Source organism: Leptospira sp. GIMC2001, from assembly GCF_028462125.1.
In the GTDB taxonomy this organism is placed as follows: domain Bacteria; phylum Spirochaetota; class Leptospiria; order Leptospirales; family Leptospiraceae.
This window is the reverse complement of record NZ_CP115468.1, coordinates 2,994,073-3,011,204: the sequence shown is the minus strand read 5'-3', so window position 1 is coordinate 3,011,204 and position 17,132 is coordinate 2,994,073. Positions and strand designations below refer to the sequence as shown.

General features: G+C 36.0%; 13 protein-coding genes. 6 read left to right on the top strand and 7 right to left on the bottom strand.

What is annotated here, in order from left to right:
• The first annotated feature begins 409 nt into the window (after window positions 1-409).
• From O4O04_RS15335 to O4O04_RS15320, 4 genes are all read left to right on the top strand, one after another.
• The gene (locus O4O04_RS15335; protein WP_272536114.1) at window positions 410-1,288 is read left to right on the top strand and encodes an Rpn family recombination-promoting nuclease/putative transposase; all 879 of its coding nucleotides are present in this window, start codon (window positions 410-412) and stop codon (window positions 1,286-1,288) included.
• A gap of 913 nt (window positions 1,289-2,201) precedes the next feature.
• Entirely contained in the window at window positions 2,202-5,666 is a 3,465-nt protein-coding gene (locus tag O4O04_RS15330; protein ID WP_272532663.1) for a hypothetical protein, read from the top strand.
• A gap of 55 nt (window positions 5,667-5,721) precedes the next feature.
• Window positions 5,722-6,669, top strand: coding sequence for a patatin-like phospholipase family protein (locus O4O04_RS15325; RefSeq protein WP_272532662.1), 948 nt, complete (start codon window positions 5,722-5,724; stop codon window positions 6,667-6,669).
• A 5-nt stretch (window positions 6,670-6,674) separates the two neighbouring features.
• Window positions 6,675-8,279 (top strand): AarF/UbiB family protein, encoded by a 1,605-nt coding sequence (locus O4O04_RS15320; protein ID WP_272532661.1) that lies wholly within the window; start codon window positions 6,675-6,677, stop codon window positions 8,277-8,279.
• A 153-nt stretch (window positions 8,280-8,432) separates the two neighbouring features.
• Here the strand turns inward: O4O04_RS15320 and O4O04_RS15315 are convergent, their stop codons facing one another.
• Window positions 8,433-8,837: an ArsR/SmtB family transcription factor gene (locus O4O04_RS15315; RefSeq protein WP_272532660.1), complete on the bottom strand. Its 405-nt coding sequence runs from the start codon at window positions 8,835-8,837 to the stop codon at window positions 8,433-8,435.
• Between the two features lie 83 nt (window positions 8,838-8,920).
• Between O4O04_RS15315 and O4O04_RS15310 the strand changes: the two genes are divergently transcribed.
• Complete coding sequence (locus tag O4O04_RS15310) at window positions 8,921-9,880, top strand: NAD-dependent epimerase/dehydratase family protein (RefSeq protein WP_272532659.1); 960 nt, start codon at window positions 8,921-8,923, stop codon at window positions 9,878-9,880.
• 576 nt (window positions 9,881-10,456) lie between these two features.
• The gene (locus tag O4O04_RS15305; RefSeq protein ID WP_272532658.1) at window positions 10,457-10,909 is read left to right on the top strand and encodes a hypothetical protein; all 453 of its coding nucleotides are present in this window, start codon (window positions 10,457-10,459) and stop codon (window positions 10,907-10,909) included.
• 257 nt (window positions 10,910-11,166) lie between these two features.
• Here the strand turns inward: O4O04_RS15305 and O4O04_RS15300 are convergent, their stop codons facing one another.
• The 6 genes from O4O04_RS15300 to groL all read right to left on the bottom strand — a co-directional run bounded on the left by O4O04_RS15300 (window position 11,167) and on the right by groL (window position 17,132).
• Window positions 11,167-11,667 carry a hypothetical protein gene (locus O4O04_RS15300; protein ID WP_272532657.1) on the bottom strand — a complete coding sequence of 167 codons (501 nt, stop codon included), beginning with the start codon at window positions 11,665-11,667 and terminating at the stop codon, window positions 11,167-11,169.
• A gap of 579 nt (window positions 11,668-12,246) precedes the next feature.
• A complete protein-coding gene (locus O4O04_RS15295) occupies window positions 12,247-12,573 on the bottom strand; it encodes a DUF5615 family PIN-like protein (RefSeq protein ID WP_272532656.1) in 327 nt (108 codons plus the stop codon).
• Window positions 12,574-12,576: 3 nt separating this feature from the next.
• Window positions 12,577-12,798: a DUF433 domain-containing protein gene (locus O4O04_RS15290; RefSeq protein WP_272532655.1), complete on the bottom strand. Its 222-nt coding sequence runs from the start codon at window positions 12,796-12,798 to the stop codon at window positions 12,577-12,579.
• Between the two features lie 260 nt (window positions 12,799-13,058).
• On the bottom strand, window positions 13,059-13,916 hold the full coding sequence (locus O4O04_RS15285) for an IS3 family transposase (RefSeq protein ID WP_272536045.1): 858 nt from the start codon (window positions 13,914-13,916) through the stop codon (window positions 13,059-13,061).
• Between the two features lie 14 nt (window positions 13,917-13,930).
• The gene (locus tag O4O04_RS15280) at window positions 13,931-14,236 is read right to left on the bottom strand and encodes a transposase (RefSeq protein WP_272532654.1); all 306 of its coding nucleotides are present in this window, start codon (window positions 14,234-14,236) and stop codon (window positions 13,931-13,933) included.
• A gap of 1,243 nt (window positions 14,237-15,479) precedes the next feature.
• Window positions 15,480-17,132: a chaperonin GroEL gene (gene groL, locus O4O04_RS15275; protein WP_272532653.1), complete on the bottom strand. Its 1,653-nt coding sequence runs from the start codon at window positions 17,130-17,132 to the stop codon at window positions 15,480-15,482.

Genomic DNA, 17,132 nt, shown 5'->3' with positions numbered 1-17,132 from the left:
TAGTTAGCCTGTCCATTTTTGCTATATTATAAATTAAAATCACATAAATTAACAGGGGATCTCTTAAACCCTCGGTCGGAGTGCCTGCCTCCACAGTGACTTTGGTCCATCACCAGCTCCAGCACCATTATCTTTGTTAAATGTATTATTAAAATTTCCTCTATTTTAATTGGAGAATGGTGCTGGATGATGGGTAGACATACCGAGTTTGCCAATGGATGCGAGGAAGACAGGCACGAAGAATTTTGTTTTAGTTTATACGATTCATTCAATAGATGCAGTAAAAATTAAAAATTTTCATTTTAAATTCATTTATCTATGTTTCTTAGAAACAACTTACTGTGGCTAACATCAATCACATTAATATTTATGTTCATATCCTAGTCTCTGGATGGGAAGAGAGGATAGAATTAGTATGAAATTCTTTCCATTAACCAATGATTTAGTATTCAAATCAGTGTTCACGAAAGACCCAAAATTATTAATATCACTGATTAATTGCATACTTTTTCCTGAAAGAAAAAGAGAAATCGAAGAGCTTATCATCCTCAATCCTGAAATTCCAACAAGTTTCTCCAAGGATAAGAGATCCATTCTGGACATCCGTGCTAAGGACACAGAAGGTCGTGAATTTCAGGTTGAAGTCCAAGTTGGTTTTCAAGGCGTATTTATAAAGAGGTCAATATTTTATCTCGCTGGAATGATTCGTGATCAATTAAAAGAGGGAGATGGCTACTCAGAATTAAGAGCCGTTTATCAAATAAATTTGGTTGATTTTGAATTATTTCCATCTTCAGATTACTTCAGTAAGTACAGTCTAAGGGAAGAGAAGAATCCAGAACTTAGATTGACGGATGACTTGGAAATTGTTTTTCTTGAATTGCCGAAGTTTCTCAAGCATTTAGAAGAATTAGAAACTGAGCTAGATTACTGGATTTATTTATTCAAGAATTCAGCTAAGATAGAGGAGAGCGAGATGAAGATCGTTATAGACAAGGCCCCGAATCTAGAGAATGCCTTTAAGATATTAGAATACTACTCTACAGATCCAGAAAAAAGACAGAAGCTTGAAGAGAAGATTAGAACAGACAGAGACTATGCCTATGATCTTGCCGCAACGTATGAAAGGGGAGAAATTAAAGGAAAATTAGAAGGTGAAAGATTGGGAATCGAGAAAGGTAAATTAGAAGATGCCCGATTGATGCGAGAAGAGGGAATCGATCTGTCTGTAATATTAAGAGTAACTGGTCTTTCGGAAAGTCAGCTTAAGGAGAACGGAATTCTTTGATTGAACCCGTTGTATTGTTGGGTTTTTTGAAATTATATTCGGATAGCGGACGCTTTTCACAAACTACATAAATTGAATTTGTAAATACTAATTGTAATGTGATATAAATGTGAACTTCTTGATTTTGCGGTTCGTTGAGATAGTAGATCGGGGAACTGGAGAACAGGGCTTAAGCCCTGGCCATCAACTTGAGTAACTTCCTAATCGATCTGTCCGCGATCTTTGAGAAATTTGTGGGAAAATTTGAATTCTTCATTCAGCCTAATTGGCTTTTATACTATTTATTATTATTATTTAAAGGATTAATGCCCTGCGTTTTCAATTTGCGGAGGTAATCAGCTGTTTCTTTGTAGCCTGCCAGGTCAGAGTTTTCGTATTCTTTTAAAAATTCCCACCACGTCCATGGGCTGCTTTCTCCACTGCCAGCATCATGTCGGTCTCCCAATATAAGACTACCCGCCCATTCTCGTATACTCTGAAACCCTCTTCATACCACTGGTTGGCACTGATATAAAAATTCGCCAATTCCTTAGCCATACCTAATTGGAATCTCAAATTACCAGAAAAAGCAAGTTTATTTAGTCACGACCGACACCGATTGAAGGAAAGAGTTTTCGATTTGAATTTTGCACGAGTCGTGCAAAATTTGAAGAATCAGTTCTGAAACGTTAGGTGATTATGTGAAATAAGTTATTTCTATAAGAACTGAAAGTTGATTTTTTAAAAAAAATGGATTATCTTTCAGTCTCTACCAAATAAAATTTCTGATTCACTTCTAATGAGACAATAATCATTGAAATTTATTGACTTTTCGAACATTTTAATGCAATTGGATCGAAGTACTAATAGTACATATTTATAAAATATTTTAGGCTTGTGTTATATTCGGGTACCGTGCGTCGAATAGAATAACATGTGTTCCCGATTTAGAAAAATTCAAGGCTATCTAAAATTTTTTAGAATTGCTTTATCTATAATCGGTATTCAGGTTTTTCTTCCTGGTTGCATGGCTTGGCCTGGGTTTACAGCTGTTATCAGCGGACTTCAATCCAGTGCAAGTTCTGCTATGATGCTATTTCCATTGCCTGGATCTGGAGAACAGCCTCAAGATAATCCAGTAAGTTCGGATGATCCTAATTCGATATTGGATCCTGAGACGGAAACCATTCCCATTTTTCCCAATACCATAACGCCTCAATTGATAGTCACTGATAGGACTGGAAATTTGGTATCTGAGTCAGGAACGAAAAAGATCATCAAATTACGGTTATCTGCAAAGCCTGAACAATCTGTAACTTTTAGTGATTTAGTTTTGTCGAAAACTGGAGAAATTACGTTATCTCAATCCTTTTTTCTTTTTACACCATCCAATTGGGATATCGATCAGAATCTTGAAGTAACAGGTATTGCGGATGATATTCAAGATGGAAATCAGGAAGTGATTCTGAATCTAGGTGCTTCCATTTCTTTAGATCCCAATTTTCAGGCGATCAATGGTGGAGAAGTTTTTGTCACCAATACAGATATTGATACGGTCGGTATTACGATCTCGCCTGTAAATGGACTCGTTACTTCGGAGTCAGGATCTACGACGATGGTTCAAGTTGTACTCAATAGTAAACCTCTCTCAAATGTCACAATACCTCTTAACAATTCCAATCCGAGTGAAGTTATGGCAGGAGTCGCAAGCGTCAGTTTTACGCCGAGCAATTGGAATACACCTCAGAATATATTGCTGACTGGGCAAGATGATATTAGTCAAGACGGTAACCAATCTTTTACAATTCAACTTGGACCTTCGTCAAGTGGTGATCTCCTTTATCAAGATTTGTATTCTGGGATTGCAAATGGTATCAATACTGACAATGATACTGCATCAATTGTTGTTACTACTTCGGCAACGGCTCCGTACATTCTGTCTGAATCTGGAACTACTATTGATTTTAAAGTTCGTCTATCCTCACAACCTACTCATACCGTTACAATTCCCGTTTTTAGTTTGAATCCAAGCGAAGGTAGACCTTCAATTTCGTCCTTGGTTTTTACATCGGCGAATTGGAATGTTGAACAGAATCTCATCGTTACGGGTTGGGACGAAGATGATATCGATGGCGATAAGTTATTTTCTATTCAATTGGACACGCCAACATCATTGGATTCCAATTATTCATCATTGTTACCAATTAATATAAATTTTACAAATCTAGACAATGATGTAGCTGGACTTGTTTTTCAAAATCATACCGGAATGACAACCAGTGAGGATGGAACAAACCTAATTTTTCGAATGAAGCTTCGTTCTAAACCAACTTCAAATGTAACAATAAATTTGAGTTCGAGTGACATATCAGAAGGAACTTTACCCGTCTCGAGCTTTACATTTACCCCGGCGAATTGGAATAGCTTTCGAAATGTTCCGGTTCTAAGCGTAAATGATTCTCTAATAGATGGAGATATTCTTTATCAAATCCAATTTGATAGCATAACAAGTGCGGATACAAATTATAATAATCTAATTGTCTCATCGCTTGGAATTACGAATTTAGATGATGATACTCCAGGAGTTTTATTTTACGGGGCTAACAGTATTACGACAATCGAGAGTTCGAGTACAGCTGTGAAATTCCAAATCAGATTGAAGACAAAACCAACTTCCAATGTTCGATTCCCATTAATTATCTCGAGTAATTTGGAAGAAGGAACTGTTACTCCTGCAGTTATAGAATTCTCTCCTACAGATTGGAATGTTCCCAGGGATATATCAATTCAATCCGTTCGTGACTATATTCAAGATTCCAATCAATTGTATTCTATTGACTTTTCCAATTTGGAAAGTTTAGATCCGCTATATGACGGTCTTAGTGTTGCAAGCGTTTCAGTTACGAACCAAAATAGTGATACGCGAGGATATATCACCATACCTACATATAACAGTATTAATATGATGGTCACCGATTCGGGAAGAACAGATAGTTTTACAATTCGACTCAATTCTAAGCCAACTGGAAATGTAGTGATTCCAATTTCATCTCTACTTTTGTCGGAAATGACTGTGAGCCCTGCAAGCATAGAATTTACACCCAGTGATTGGAACGTACCACAAGTAATTACTGTTGCAGGAATTGAAGATGGAATTTTGGATTCAACAGCATCAAGGCTTGTTGGGTTGCGGCTAGGTGCATGGAATTCTGGTCTCAATCGATATTACCCATTGGGATCTTCCGATTACTCAGATTTTGCTTTTACTGATAGAAATGGGTCAACTTCTGATAATGGAGTTTTTAATGTTAGGAGCTGGGATACTTTTCGTTTAGTAAATATTATTCATCCAACATCTCCTAGTATTTATGTGACTTCAGAGGCTGGTGGCAAAATATTTTTGGAATTTACATTAGGTAAAGTTCCGACGAGCAATGTAACCATTCATATTTCTTCAACGAACCCATCGGAAGGAATCCCAAATTTTAATTCTATTGTTTTTACACCAAGTGATTGGAATGATTTGAAAGTAGTGGAAATTATTGGACAAGATGACTCGATCATTGATGGTAATGTGAATTACCAACTGGTATTCTCTGTTGAGAGTGCTGATCTAGACTATCATCTACTACCGATCAATCCGTATAATTTTCGAAATAATGATAATGATAATAATGGATATATCGTTAGTCCAAGTAACTCAAGCTCGAATCCATTTATAACTACTAGAAAACCTGGATTAAAAAATTCTGTAAGTTTCAGTCTAAGACTTAGGGCAATTCCTGAACACTCCGTAACTATCCCACTTGTATCCAATAACCCATCTCAATCTACTTTAGATAAATCTGTTTTGGTATTTGACTCAACAAATTGGAATGTTCCACAGGATGTAATGTTGACGGCTTTAGATGATCTAAATACGAATATTGTAAACTACGGAATTGTTGTTGGTGGATCCAATATAAGCGCAGATCCCAAGTTTTCTCCTGGAGCTACACTAACAGTATTTATTCGAAATACGAGTCCAGGGTTTACGGTTGGAACGGCAAGTGGATTGACCGGTGAATGGGGACTTAGAGCTTCTTCAACCATTCGTCTGAATTCGCCACCGGCTAGCACTGTAAACTTTTATTATTATATTGATAATGAATCAGAAGGCAAATCAATCACTGGTAGTGTAAATGGTAGTTTCCCAATCCCTAATGTTGTTCGAACATTTACGAGAACTACATCCAATTGGAATAGCAATCAGACAATTGCAGTGGAAGGTGTGGATGATGAATTGTTGGACGGGAATCAAAATTTCAGGATAGTTTTTCTTCCCACAAGTAGTGCAGACCCTGACTATGATGGATTAGTTCCTAATTCCATCGAATTTACAAACCAAGACAACGACTAAAGTTTTATACTTGATCGTCTGCATCTTCATTTTATAATTTAAATTGGAGAAATCATTGATTTATAATTTTGAAAATTTAGTCTTTCAAGGTGGTGGAGTTTTAGGAATTGCCTATTCTGGTGCTATTCAAGTTCTAGAAGAAGAGTCCATTCTTCCATCGATTCAAAGAGTTGCAGGAACAAGCGCGGGTGCTATCTGTGCATTGGCTCTCGCTCTTCGTTACAATTCGTCTGAGATTCAAACAATCTTAAAAGATACAAATTTTGAGAGTTTTGTATCGGAGGCGAGACCTCTTGAATTCACCAAAATGTATGGATGGTTTCGTACCAATCCATTCTTGTCTTGGACGAAAGAATTGATCATCAAATCTGGATCAAATTTTCATCCTCATGCAGAGTGGACCGGGGATGAAACTTTTATCGACTTACATAATAAAGGTGGACGTGACCTCCACGTTTTTGCGACAGATTTGAATGAAAAGAAATCTGTAGAATTTAGTTACACACATACACCTAACGTTATTGTAGCTGAAGCAGTTTGTGCCTCCATGGCGATTCCTGCCTTTTTTCAAGCATTCAAGTTTTCTAACGAGATACCAAATAATCATATTTATGTTGACGGTGGCGCATTATTGAATTATCCGATCATGACTTTTGATTCCGAAGGCACGAACCCGTTGACACTTGGATTCAAATTTAGAAAATCTGAGATGGTATCCACTTCCAAAGACTTAGATTACGGAAGCGTTCGAGAATGGGTCAAAAGTTTGGTGGACACAATCGCAGATTCTCAATCAGAAATGATTCGCAGAACTCCTGAATATTACAATCGAACTGTAGATATTGACACGGGTGCAGTGTCATTCGTGGATTTTGATTTATCACATGATGTCAAAGAATTCCTGATTGGACAGGGAAGGGAATTTACAATTCAGTTCTTAAGCGAGTATCGTAAGAGTAGAAATATATTTAGAAGAATTTTGAGTTACCTCTATCCGAAATAGAAGCAATGAATCTTAATCTAACGAATCTGGTTCGAGCTGCCAAAACTGGAATTTATTCTTTATCGTCTACATTTGGTACAGAACATTCCAGGCAAAAAGCAATTCAATCTTTGGCAGCTATGCGAGGTTTGCCTACAAAATTTGCTCAGATTAAGGCGAGTTTGATTGGTTCGGAGGGAGCACTTTGGAAAGAGGCAGTCTCTAATCTTCCTGAGCTAGAGAATGATTTAGTTCTCCAAACAATCGATAAACTTTCTCCAATTCTGTATTCAAAAATCAATTTGGATATGAAAATAGAAAAATGTCCTGCAAGTATCGGTCAAGTAAATCGTATAACTTTGAATAATGGATATTCTTTTGCCGTAAAAATTCAGTATCCCAATATAGAAAATCAATTGGATCAAGACACAGGGTTACTTGATCTGGCGGCTTCTATGTTTGCTGGTTTTCAGGAGGGCTTTGATTCGAATGGATATAAAAAATTCATTGGCTCAGCCCTAAGAGAAGAGCTTGATTATTCGACTGAATTGACTAATCAAAATCATTTTAGAGAGTTTTTTGAGAAAAATCGAAATATAGTCATTCCCAACACAATTTTAGAGTATTCTAATGAATCAATTCTTGTACAAGAATGGGAAGATTCTACTCCGATTGAGATTTTTTTACAGACAGCTACTTTAAATGAGCGAGAACAAATTGCGAATTTTTTTAAAGATTTTTATTTTGAATCAATTTTCAGATTAGGAATGGTTCATACAGATCCGAATTCGGGCAATTTCGGTATTCGCAAACGAGCGAATCAATTGCAATTGGTAGTTTATGATTTTGGATCTGTTTATCAATTCAATTTGGATCAGCGTATTGCGTTACTACTTTTGATTAAAAACCAAAATGATCACGAACTAAATGATACCAAATTATTAGAACAAATTGGATTTAGATCTGATACGCTTCTACCAATCCAATCGAGCTTGAAAGCGTATCTCTCGGTTGTATTGGAACCATTTTTGGAGCTATCACCGTATGATCTAAGTAAATGGAAACGAGTAGAAAGATGTTCTGATATTCTTGGAGCCCGTAGATTTCAATTCATGCTTGCAGCCACACCAGAAATATTTCCTGTAATACGCGCTTTTATGGGCTTTTTCCATTGGAGCGCAATGACTTCCGGTAAAGTTTGGGTACGTCCAAGTTTGGAGAGAATGGAACAGGAACTGAGTGAAGAAATCAGAGAATTTAAAATCAAGATCACCGCAAATTTGAAACTAAGAATTGACGCAAATGTTCACGAGAATACTGAAACAAATCATGATACAAACTTTGATTTGATGGAAGAAGAATCGATAGCAAAATTTCTTCGAATCGAAGTTTACAAAAATAAAATACTGACAGTTCAATTGGAATTTCATAGAAATATGATAGAAAGACTCGATGAAATTATGGATACGAACATTTTGTCCAAGATTTCTGGTCGTGGTATTTCTATTCCAGAGATCATTCGAAAGGCTAGAGTGAATTCTTACAAACCGATGATGCTTTTCGAGTGGATAGAAGATGAATTGGATGGAGATTTAGGAGAAAATTTGAGAGTTAGAGTGTATTTGGAATAGTCAATTATTATTAAAAAGTGAGTTCAATTTCCTTCATTATTAAGAATCATTTATTATTAGAGAAAATCTCAATTAATATTTTATTTTTAATCTATTCAACTGTAGACTGTAGACTGTAAGGTTTAACAAATCAAAGCAAGCATTTCAACTTTCCTATTTTCTTTTTTTCACTTCAAGACCTAAAACTTCTCCAATTTCTTGAATTGTTTCCATATTCAACATGCAAACCAATTGTTTTCCATCCCGTTCCGTTGTGATCAAGCCAGCCTGGGATAATTCCCTGACATGGTGTGAGATAGTGGGCGACCCAATTGATATACCACGAACAATATCTGAAAGATAACATTTACCCGTTGCATTAACTTTTCTTTCTTTGTTTCGAAGGATTTCCAAAAATAATTGTAATCGATTTGGATTTGCCAATGCTTGAAAGATCATCGATTGGCGTTTTAGATTTTTAGTTTCATTTGAGGATGTCACATTTCCATAAGACTTAGATATAGATTTCAAATCTACAGATTTTCTATTTGATCGATCTTTTTTACGTAAAGCATTCAATTTATTACAATTCGATAACTATCAAATTATGATATTGACAAAAATAAGACAATTTCTATTAGTGATTGAAAGGAGAAAAGCGAATGAATATATTTATTACAGGAGCATCTGGATTTATTGGAGGTGCAATTGCTGCAAAGTTGCGAGAAAACCACAATTTGCTTGCTATGTCAAGATCCGAAAAAACTGATTTAGCCATTAAAGAATTGGGAGCCGAACCAATTCGATCTGAATTAGGAGAAGTCAAGGCGGAACATCTTCACGGTGTCGACGTTATAATTCATTCCGCTGCATTTGTTTCTCCTTGGGGAAAAAAGGAAGAATACCGCAAGATAACCATAGATGGAACAGCTCAATTACTAAAGGTCGCCAAAGAAGCTGGTGTGAAAAGGTTTATACATATTTCTAGCGAGGCAGCATTATTTGCGGGTCAGGATATGTTAGATATTGATGAAACTTATAACTATCCCAAAAAACATAAATTTTTATACCCTTGGTCTAAAGCGGAATCAGAAAAACTTGTTCGCGATGCAAATCAAACAGGAAAATTCGAAACAATTGTTCTTAGACCACGACTGGTGTGGGGACCAGGTGATCAAACTGTTTTGCCAGCGCTCGTTGAGATGGTAAATAAAGGGCAATTTGCTTGGATGGATGAAGGCAGATATGAAACTTCAACCACTCATATTCAAAATTTTGTTCATGCGGTCAAGCTTGCTCTTACTGCAGGACGCCCAGGTGAAGTATATTTTATTACCGATGGAGAAAAGACAAGTTTCAGAGAATTTTTGACAAAACTTCTTGCAACACGAAATATTGTTCCTCCTTCCAAATCAATTCCTAGTTGGTTTGCGCGAACTCTCGCATTTCTTCTTGAGGGAGTTTACAAAATATTTTTTATTCGAAAAGAGCCACCTTTGACCCGTTTTGCGGCAAATATCATGTCAGCACATTGCACCATTCGTATTGATAAGGCAAGGTTGGAATTGAATTACAGCCCACAAATAAATATTGATCAGGGATTAAAAGCACTTAGCCAATAAGGATAAATTGAAAGAAGAGTTCACCAAATGGATAGTCAGATTTTATTTTTTACGATTTTGGCCCATCACCAGCCCAACCCCCTGGTGGTGGGTAGACATTCCAAACTGGACACTGGACGAAACGAAGGGAAGCACGAAGACTTTTACCACAAAGTTCTCTAAGAGCACAAGGAGTTCACGAAGGACTGTGTTCGACTTGGATGTCGCATGAAATATTTTTTTATTGTTTTATTCTGTATTCGTGCTCTCCATTGTGATCTTTGTCTGTCCAGCTCTTCTTTCCGTAGGATAGGGTGATGTGATGGTAAATCTTTTCAGAATGGAATTGTGATGCAGCAATGTAAATATGCCTAATTTAAATTAAACGTTTTAACTTAGTTGATAAATTATCGCATAATTGGTTTATTTTAAATATTTTTTCAAAAAATTCTTGACTGGATTTTTATATTGTTTGAAATTTAAAACTTAATTAGTATCTAGTTAATTGTTCACTCTAATGAGTTTGATTTATTTAAATTGTATTCATTTCATTAGAATATTTTGGTAGATCTAAGAAAATAATATAAGGGAATATAAATGACAAGAAATATTTATATAAGACAATTTCTTCTCGGTCTCTCCGGGATCGTAATTGGGTTAATGTCCGTTAGCTTGGTTTTCGATTTCGCAATGTATAAAAATCCAAATTCGGAGGATATGGAGAGACTTGCAACTCAATACTATTTCTATGTTCGAACTTCATTTGTACCTTATATCGTGACAGGAACACTACTTAGTCTTGTGGCTAGTTCACTGTATCGAGTTATTTTTATGAGAAATTGGAGAACCTATCTTATTGCAATTGGTGTATTTGCTCTAAGTATTTATTATGTTACGGTCGTTTTTGGGCTTGAGGACAATTTGCCAAAAATCACAGAGCTAAATGCTAGAGTAGATTCTTTGTTACAGATTGGTTTCGCTCACTTTCTCACTTGGTTAGCTGGTTGGTTCACGATGCTATTACTGCTTTTTGAAACCGATAATAATTAATGGGAATTAAAGATTGAGATCCATTGATCATTTTTAATGACAGATGAGAATTTAATTAGACCAATAATTCAAACATAAAGAAATATTGGTCGCTAGTATTTTTGATGTTGATATAACTTCAGTATAAAAAACTCTAATTATTTCTATTTAAATTAAAATTATTTTTATATTCGAAATTAATGCTTCCTCGAAATGAATTTCAATTCCTTATAATTAATTGCAATTTTTTTTGATTTAATTAAAATTCAGGACCCCCTTCAGGAAAACTCCATTTCACCCTCCCCGAAGTGTTGGTTTTGCCATATCGAAGCTCTCTTCGGTTGACATAATTGATCCAAAACAATTATAATCGACAAGAATAAATTTTCATCACAAGGAATCGTTAATATTGAATTAATACAATAGTCTCGATCTTTTGACGTGATGTATTTATAGCCGATGCTTTTGTCGAGCTCTTGAGTCGAGTTGCCCAATGCAGTCGGAAGAAAAATTAAAATATTTACAGAAGTATCTTCTTTTTCAGGTTCAATCCGCAGACAGCGTATTATTGTTAATTGCAATGCATTATCCCTGTCATCCTTAAAATCTTTTAAATCCACAGTATCATTTCCATTTATTCCACCGCAGCCAATTATTAATAGTATATAGATTGAAATAATTGCTGTTGTAATAACGGTTTTTATATTCATCAATTTAAAGAATTTGCTAGCTGTCTCATCATCTTGAAATCTTCCACTACTAGTAAAATAATCAAACATCTATTCTATACTAATAAATGTTATATTTTCTGTCACTAATAATAGTTTTAAAATAATTACATGATTGAGACATCCATTTTCGTCCTTGTGTTGATTTGAGTTTTTCTCTTCTTTGTGAACTCTGTGGCTTTGTGTGAACTGTTTTATTTTCTATAAATAATGTTATTGTTAAAGAATAGGAAGAGTTTTCACACCACATCACCATTTCTTTGTGAAAGTGGTGATGGGTAAACAGAGACACGGAGATTGATGTTCGATTTGAATGTTGGTTGTGTTGACTTGAGTTTTGCTGCAGTTGTATTTATCTAAGTTCTCTAATTACCTTTGCGTGCTTCGTGCTCTCCATTGTGATCTTTGCCTGTCCAGCATTTCTTTCCGTAGGAAAGGGTGCTTTGGTGGTGAATCTTTTCCGAAGTCTATTGTGTCGAGAGCAAGGACGGTACTTAGAAGTTAAGAACATTGATGAAAATCAAAGAATTTTTATGAGTCAATATATTATTTCCTATTGAACCAGTATAATGCACTTCAATAGTTTAGTTATGATCTCCAATTCTGAGGAAAGGAGGTAAGATGAGTAAATTATTTTAAAATTAACAAACCAATATCTTGATCTAATAAAAAATTATGAATCAATGTTTTATTGATTATCAAAAGTTCAAGAATTTCTTTGGTTTGACAATTTCCTCGTTTTATCCAAATGAATTTAGGTGGGTGTCCAAATTCTAAATATAATTGAAAGAAATCTTGGTCTTTTGAAATTATTGTTAGTTTGTTCGATTTAGCATATTCTCGAATCGATACATCATGCTTTTCTAGTCCAATTGAAATTACATGTTGCGAATCTGGAAAATCCTTATTTAATTCCAGGATTAATCGAGGAGAAAGGTTTGCATCAAAAAGCAACATTCGTTATGCAATCAATATCGATTTTTCAAAATCGGCAGCATAAGCTAGAGCAGCGAATATATCATCCTCTTCTAAATATGGAAAATCTCTAAGTATATCAGAATTAGTCATACCTGACGCTAAATAACCTAAAATATCATAGACAGTTACTCTTAAATTTCGAATACAAGGTTTCCCAGTTCTAACTGCATTATTAAAAGTAATTCTATCTTTGTAGTTAACCATAGCTTAAATATTTCAATCAGATTCGTATTGTCAAGTTATAATTCAATCATGTGGTAGTCTTCGAAATTCGAAACTATGACCAAAATCAAAAAAATACTGGAAAATAGTTTCAAATCAAAAAAGCATAAATTTAGAGAAAATCTCTTAAACCCGAGAAAAGTGCCTGCCTTCGTGACAGCTTTGGTATTCCAAACTGGCCACCGGACGGCACGAAGGTAGGCACGAAGAATTGGTACTCCCCCTTTTTTTCGGACAGTAAATTAGGCAGTTCGCATTTTATATAGTTTTTTGAATTCGCTAGGTGAAGTAAAGCCTAAAGTAGAATGAATTCTTTTCCTATTGTAAAATATTTCAATATATTCGAATAAACTTTGTTTTGCTTGTTTCATATCATCATACCTTACATGCCTTATCAATTCAGACTTTAATATTTTAAAAAAGGATTCAGCTACAGCATTGTCCCAACAATCGCCTTTTCTACTCATACTTTGCTTCATTTCACTTTCCTGTAATTTTCTTCGAAACTCCCTAGATGCAAACTGTATGCCACGGTCAGAATGGAATATACAACCTGGCTCTGGTTTGTGTAAATTGAAAGCATTATCAAAGCAGGTTATTAGTGAATTAGATTCTAGGCTTTCGCTTAGATCCCAACCAACTATTTCTCGATTAAACAAATCGATTATCGTAGTTAAATAAAACCAACGAGATTTTACTTCTATATAGGTGATATCTGAACACCATACTTCTCCAGGTTTTGAAGCATTAAATTTTCGATTTAATATGTTTGGAGAAATCTCATTAGAATGTTTTGAGTTCGTTGTTACGACTCTAAACTTTTTCTTGATTTTACTGCGAATTTTCGCTAATTTCATTAATCTTTCTACAAGTTTTCTATTACATAAGTATCCCTCTGTAATCAATGTTTCATAGATTTTTGGGCTACCATATATTTCTTCTGATTCTATGTGGATACGTTTTATCTCAGATAGCAATAGCATATTAAATACTTTTCGTTTACTTAATCTTCTATTCTTCCAGTTGTAATAACCAGACCTAGAGACTTCTAAAGTCTTGCACATTTTCACCACTTTAAAATATAATACGTTATCTTTAATGAATTGATACTTATCTATTTTTGTTGTGGGTCTCTTGTGAAAATGCCTATTGACTTTTTTAAAATTAAATTCTCAGCTTCTAATTGCTGGATTCTCTTTTCTTTTTCAATAAGTAAACTTTCATAATCTTTCTTCCCCTTTTTATTGGGCTTAATTTCTTGTTTCACTTCAGCCATATATTTCGTTCTCCAACCTCTAAGGGTAGATTCTGGTATTCCTAATTCTTTGGCAGTAAAATTACACCTACATCCATTTTCCAAATACCGTTTCAGTGATTGGATTTTGAACTCATGAGGGTAGTCTTTGGGTCCTTGATACATTTGTTTCTCCTTAGCGAAGAACCATTTTTTCTGTCCAGTTTTTTGGGGGAGTACCAAATTTCACCACAAAGTTCGCTAAGTTCACGCAAAGACCACGAAGGATTAGGAGAATACTGAAGGATGTGGAAGTTCCTTACGTGGTTAGGGTCAAGATTTTTTAATTTTAAAAAACAGGGCTTAAGCCCTGTCCTTGCTGTCCCCTGTCTCACAAAAATATTAAAAGTCTCACATGATCAGCACATCACAAGTAAAATTTACAAACCCATTTTATGCAATCTGTGAATAGCGTCCGTTATCCGAATATTTTACCACAAAGTTCGCTAAGTTCACACAAAAACCACGATGGATTGTGTTCGATTTGGATGTTGAAGTAGTTAATTGGATTTCGCTTATCTAAAGTGAATGGTAAATTTTTTTTAACTATTGAAACTCTTCACTTTGTGTGCTCCGTGTTCTTCATTGTGACCTTTGCGGTAAATCTTTGCTTTTCCGAGAGTGCCTCTGTGTGGAAAAAGAATAGCAAGAATTTTACCACAAAGTTCGCTAAGTTCACGCAAAGACCACGAAGGATTCTGTTCGATTCGGATGTTGAAGTATTTAATTGGATATCGCTAATCTAAAGTGAATAGTAAATTTTTTTTAACTATTGAAACTCTTCCCTTTGTTTGCTTTGTGCTCTTCTCTGTGGACTCTGTGGTAAATCTTTTCCTAAGTCTATTGTGTCTCGCGCGAAGTGCCTGCCTTCGTTACGGCTTTGGCGTACCAAACTGGCCACCGGTCGGAACGAAGTTAGGTACGAAGAGTTTTACCACAAAGTTCGCTAAGAGCACACGGAGGTCACGGAGGATGGCAATAGAAATCGGAATTCTAGTTCAGGCGAAAAGATTTAGGAATATAGAAAAAGATAAAGAGTTTTCACACAGAGACACAAAGCTCACGGAGTTTGGTGTACAAATTGAATGCTGGCTGTGTTGGAGGAGGGCCGATTCGGGTTACATTTATTTAGGATCTTAATAAATTAAGTTTTATGTATTTCTACTTTCCTCTGCGTGCTTTGAGCTCTCCATCGTGATCTATGCCTGCCCAGCATTTCTTTCCGTAGGAAAGGGTGCTGTGGTGGTGAATCTTTTCCGAAGTTTATTGTGTCGTGCGGAACGAAGGTAGGCATGTAGCCATCAATAAAAAAGGGCCACGAAAAATCGTGACCCTCTGGTAAATACAGACAAAATGTTATTCTTTCGAATTACATCATTCCGCCCATACCTCCCATTCCGCCCATGCCACCCATACCTGGAGGCATTCCACCACCGCCGCCTTTATCTTCTTCAGGCTTATCAGTGATAGTTACTTCAGTTGTTAGGATCATCGCACCAATAGATGCAGCGTTTTGAAGCGCAGATCTTACAACTTTAGCTGGGTCAACAACACCAGCAGCGATTAGATCTTCCCACACCATTGTAAGTGCGTTGAATCCTTCGTTGCCTTTCTTGCCACGAGCATGTTCAACAATTACAGAACCTTCAAGTCCTGCGTTGTTCGTGATCATACGGATTGGTTCTTCAAGAGCACGGTAGATAATTTTTGCTCCAGTTGACTCGTCGCCTTCTAGTTTAAGAGCTTTCACTCCTTCTTGACAACGAAGTAGTGTTAGACCACCACCTGCAACGATTCCTTCTTCAACAGCAGATCTTGTAGCAGAAAGAGCATCTTCAACACGAGCTTTTTTCTCTTTCATTTCTACTTCTGTTGCTGCACCAACATGAATTACCGCAACCCCACCTGCAAGTTTTGCAAGTCTTTCTTGTAGTTTTTCTCTGTCGTATTCAGAAGTTGTATCTTCAATTTGTTTTTTGATCTGAGCAATTCTACCTTGGATGTCTTTGGTAGATCCGCTTCCTTCAATGATGGTTGTGTTTTCTTTATCGATTACAACTTTCTTAGCTTTACCAAGAGTTTTGATGTCAGCGTTTTCTAGTTTCATTCCGAGGTCTTCAGAAATCACTTGTCCACCTGTTAGAATCGCAATGTCTTCCAACATAGATTTTCTTCTGTCGCCAAAACCTGGAGCTTTTACAGCAACGCATTGAATTGTTTTACGCAAAGTGTTTACAACGATAGTTGCAAGTGCTTCACCTTCTACTTCTTCTGCGATGATAACTAGTGGTCTTCCAGCTTGTGCAACTTTTTCCAGTACTGGAAGCAAGTCTTTCATGCTAGAGATTTTTTTGTCATAGATTAGAATGAATGGATCAGCAAAAGTAGCTGTCATTGTTTCTGGATCAGTTACCATGTAAGGAGAGATATAACCTCTGTCGAATTGCATACCTTCCACAACATCTAAAGTTGTCTCAATGGATTTTGCTTCTTCAACTGTGATCACACCGTCTTTACCAACTTTTTCCATTGCATCAGCAATTAGATTACCGATTTCTGGATCGTTGTTAGCAGATATTGTGGCAACCGCAGCGATATCTTTTTTAGAATCAACTTTTACAGCTTTCTTCTTGATCTCAGCTACTGCAGCAGAAACTGCTTTGTCAATTCCATGCTTAAGAGCCATTGGATTCGCACCAGCTGTTACGTTCTTAAGACCTTCGTTGATGATTGCTTGAGCAAGAATAGTAGCAGTAGTTGTTCCATCACCAGCGATATCGTTGGTTTTGGTAGAAACTTCTTTTACCATTTGCGCGCCCATGTTTTCGATTGCGTCTTCTAGTTCGATTTCTTTAGCAACTGTTACACCGTCTTTGGTGATAGTTGGAGAACCAAATTTTTTATCAATTACTACGTTACGACCCTTTGGTCCAAGCGTTACTTTTACTGCGTTAGCTAGTTTGTTTACACCAGCGAGTAGTTTTCTTCTTGCTGCTTCATCAAATTCTATTTGTTTTGCCAT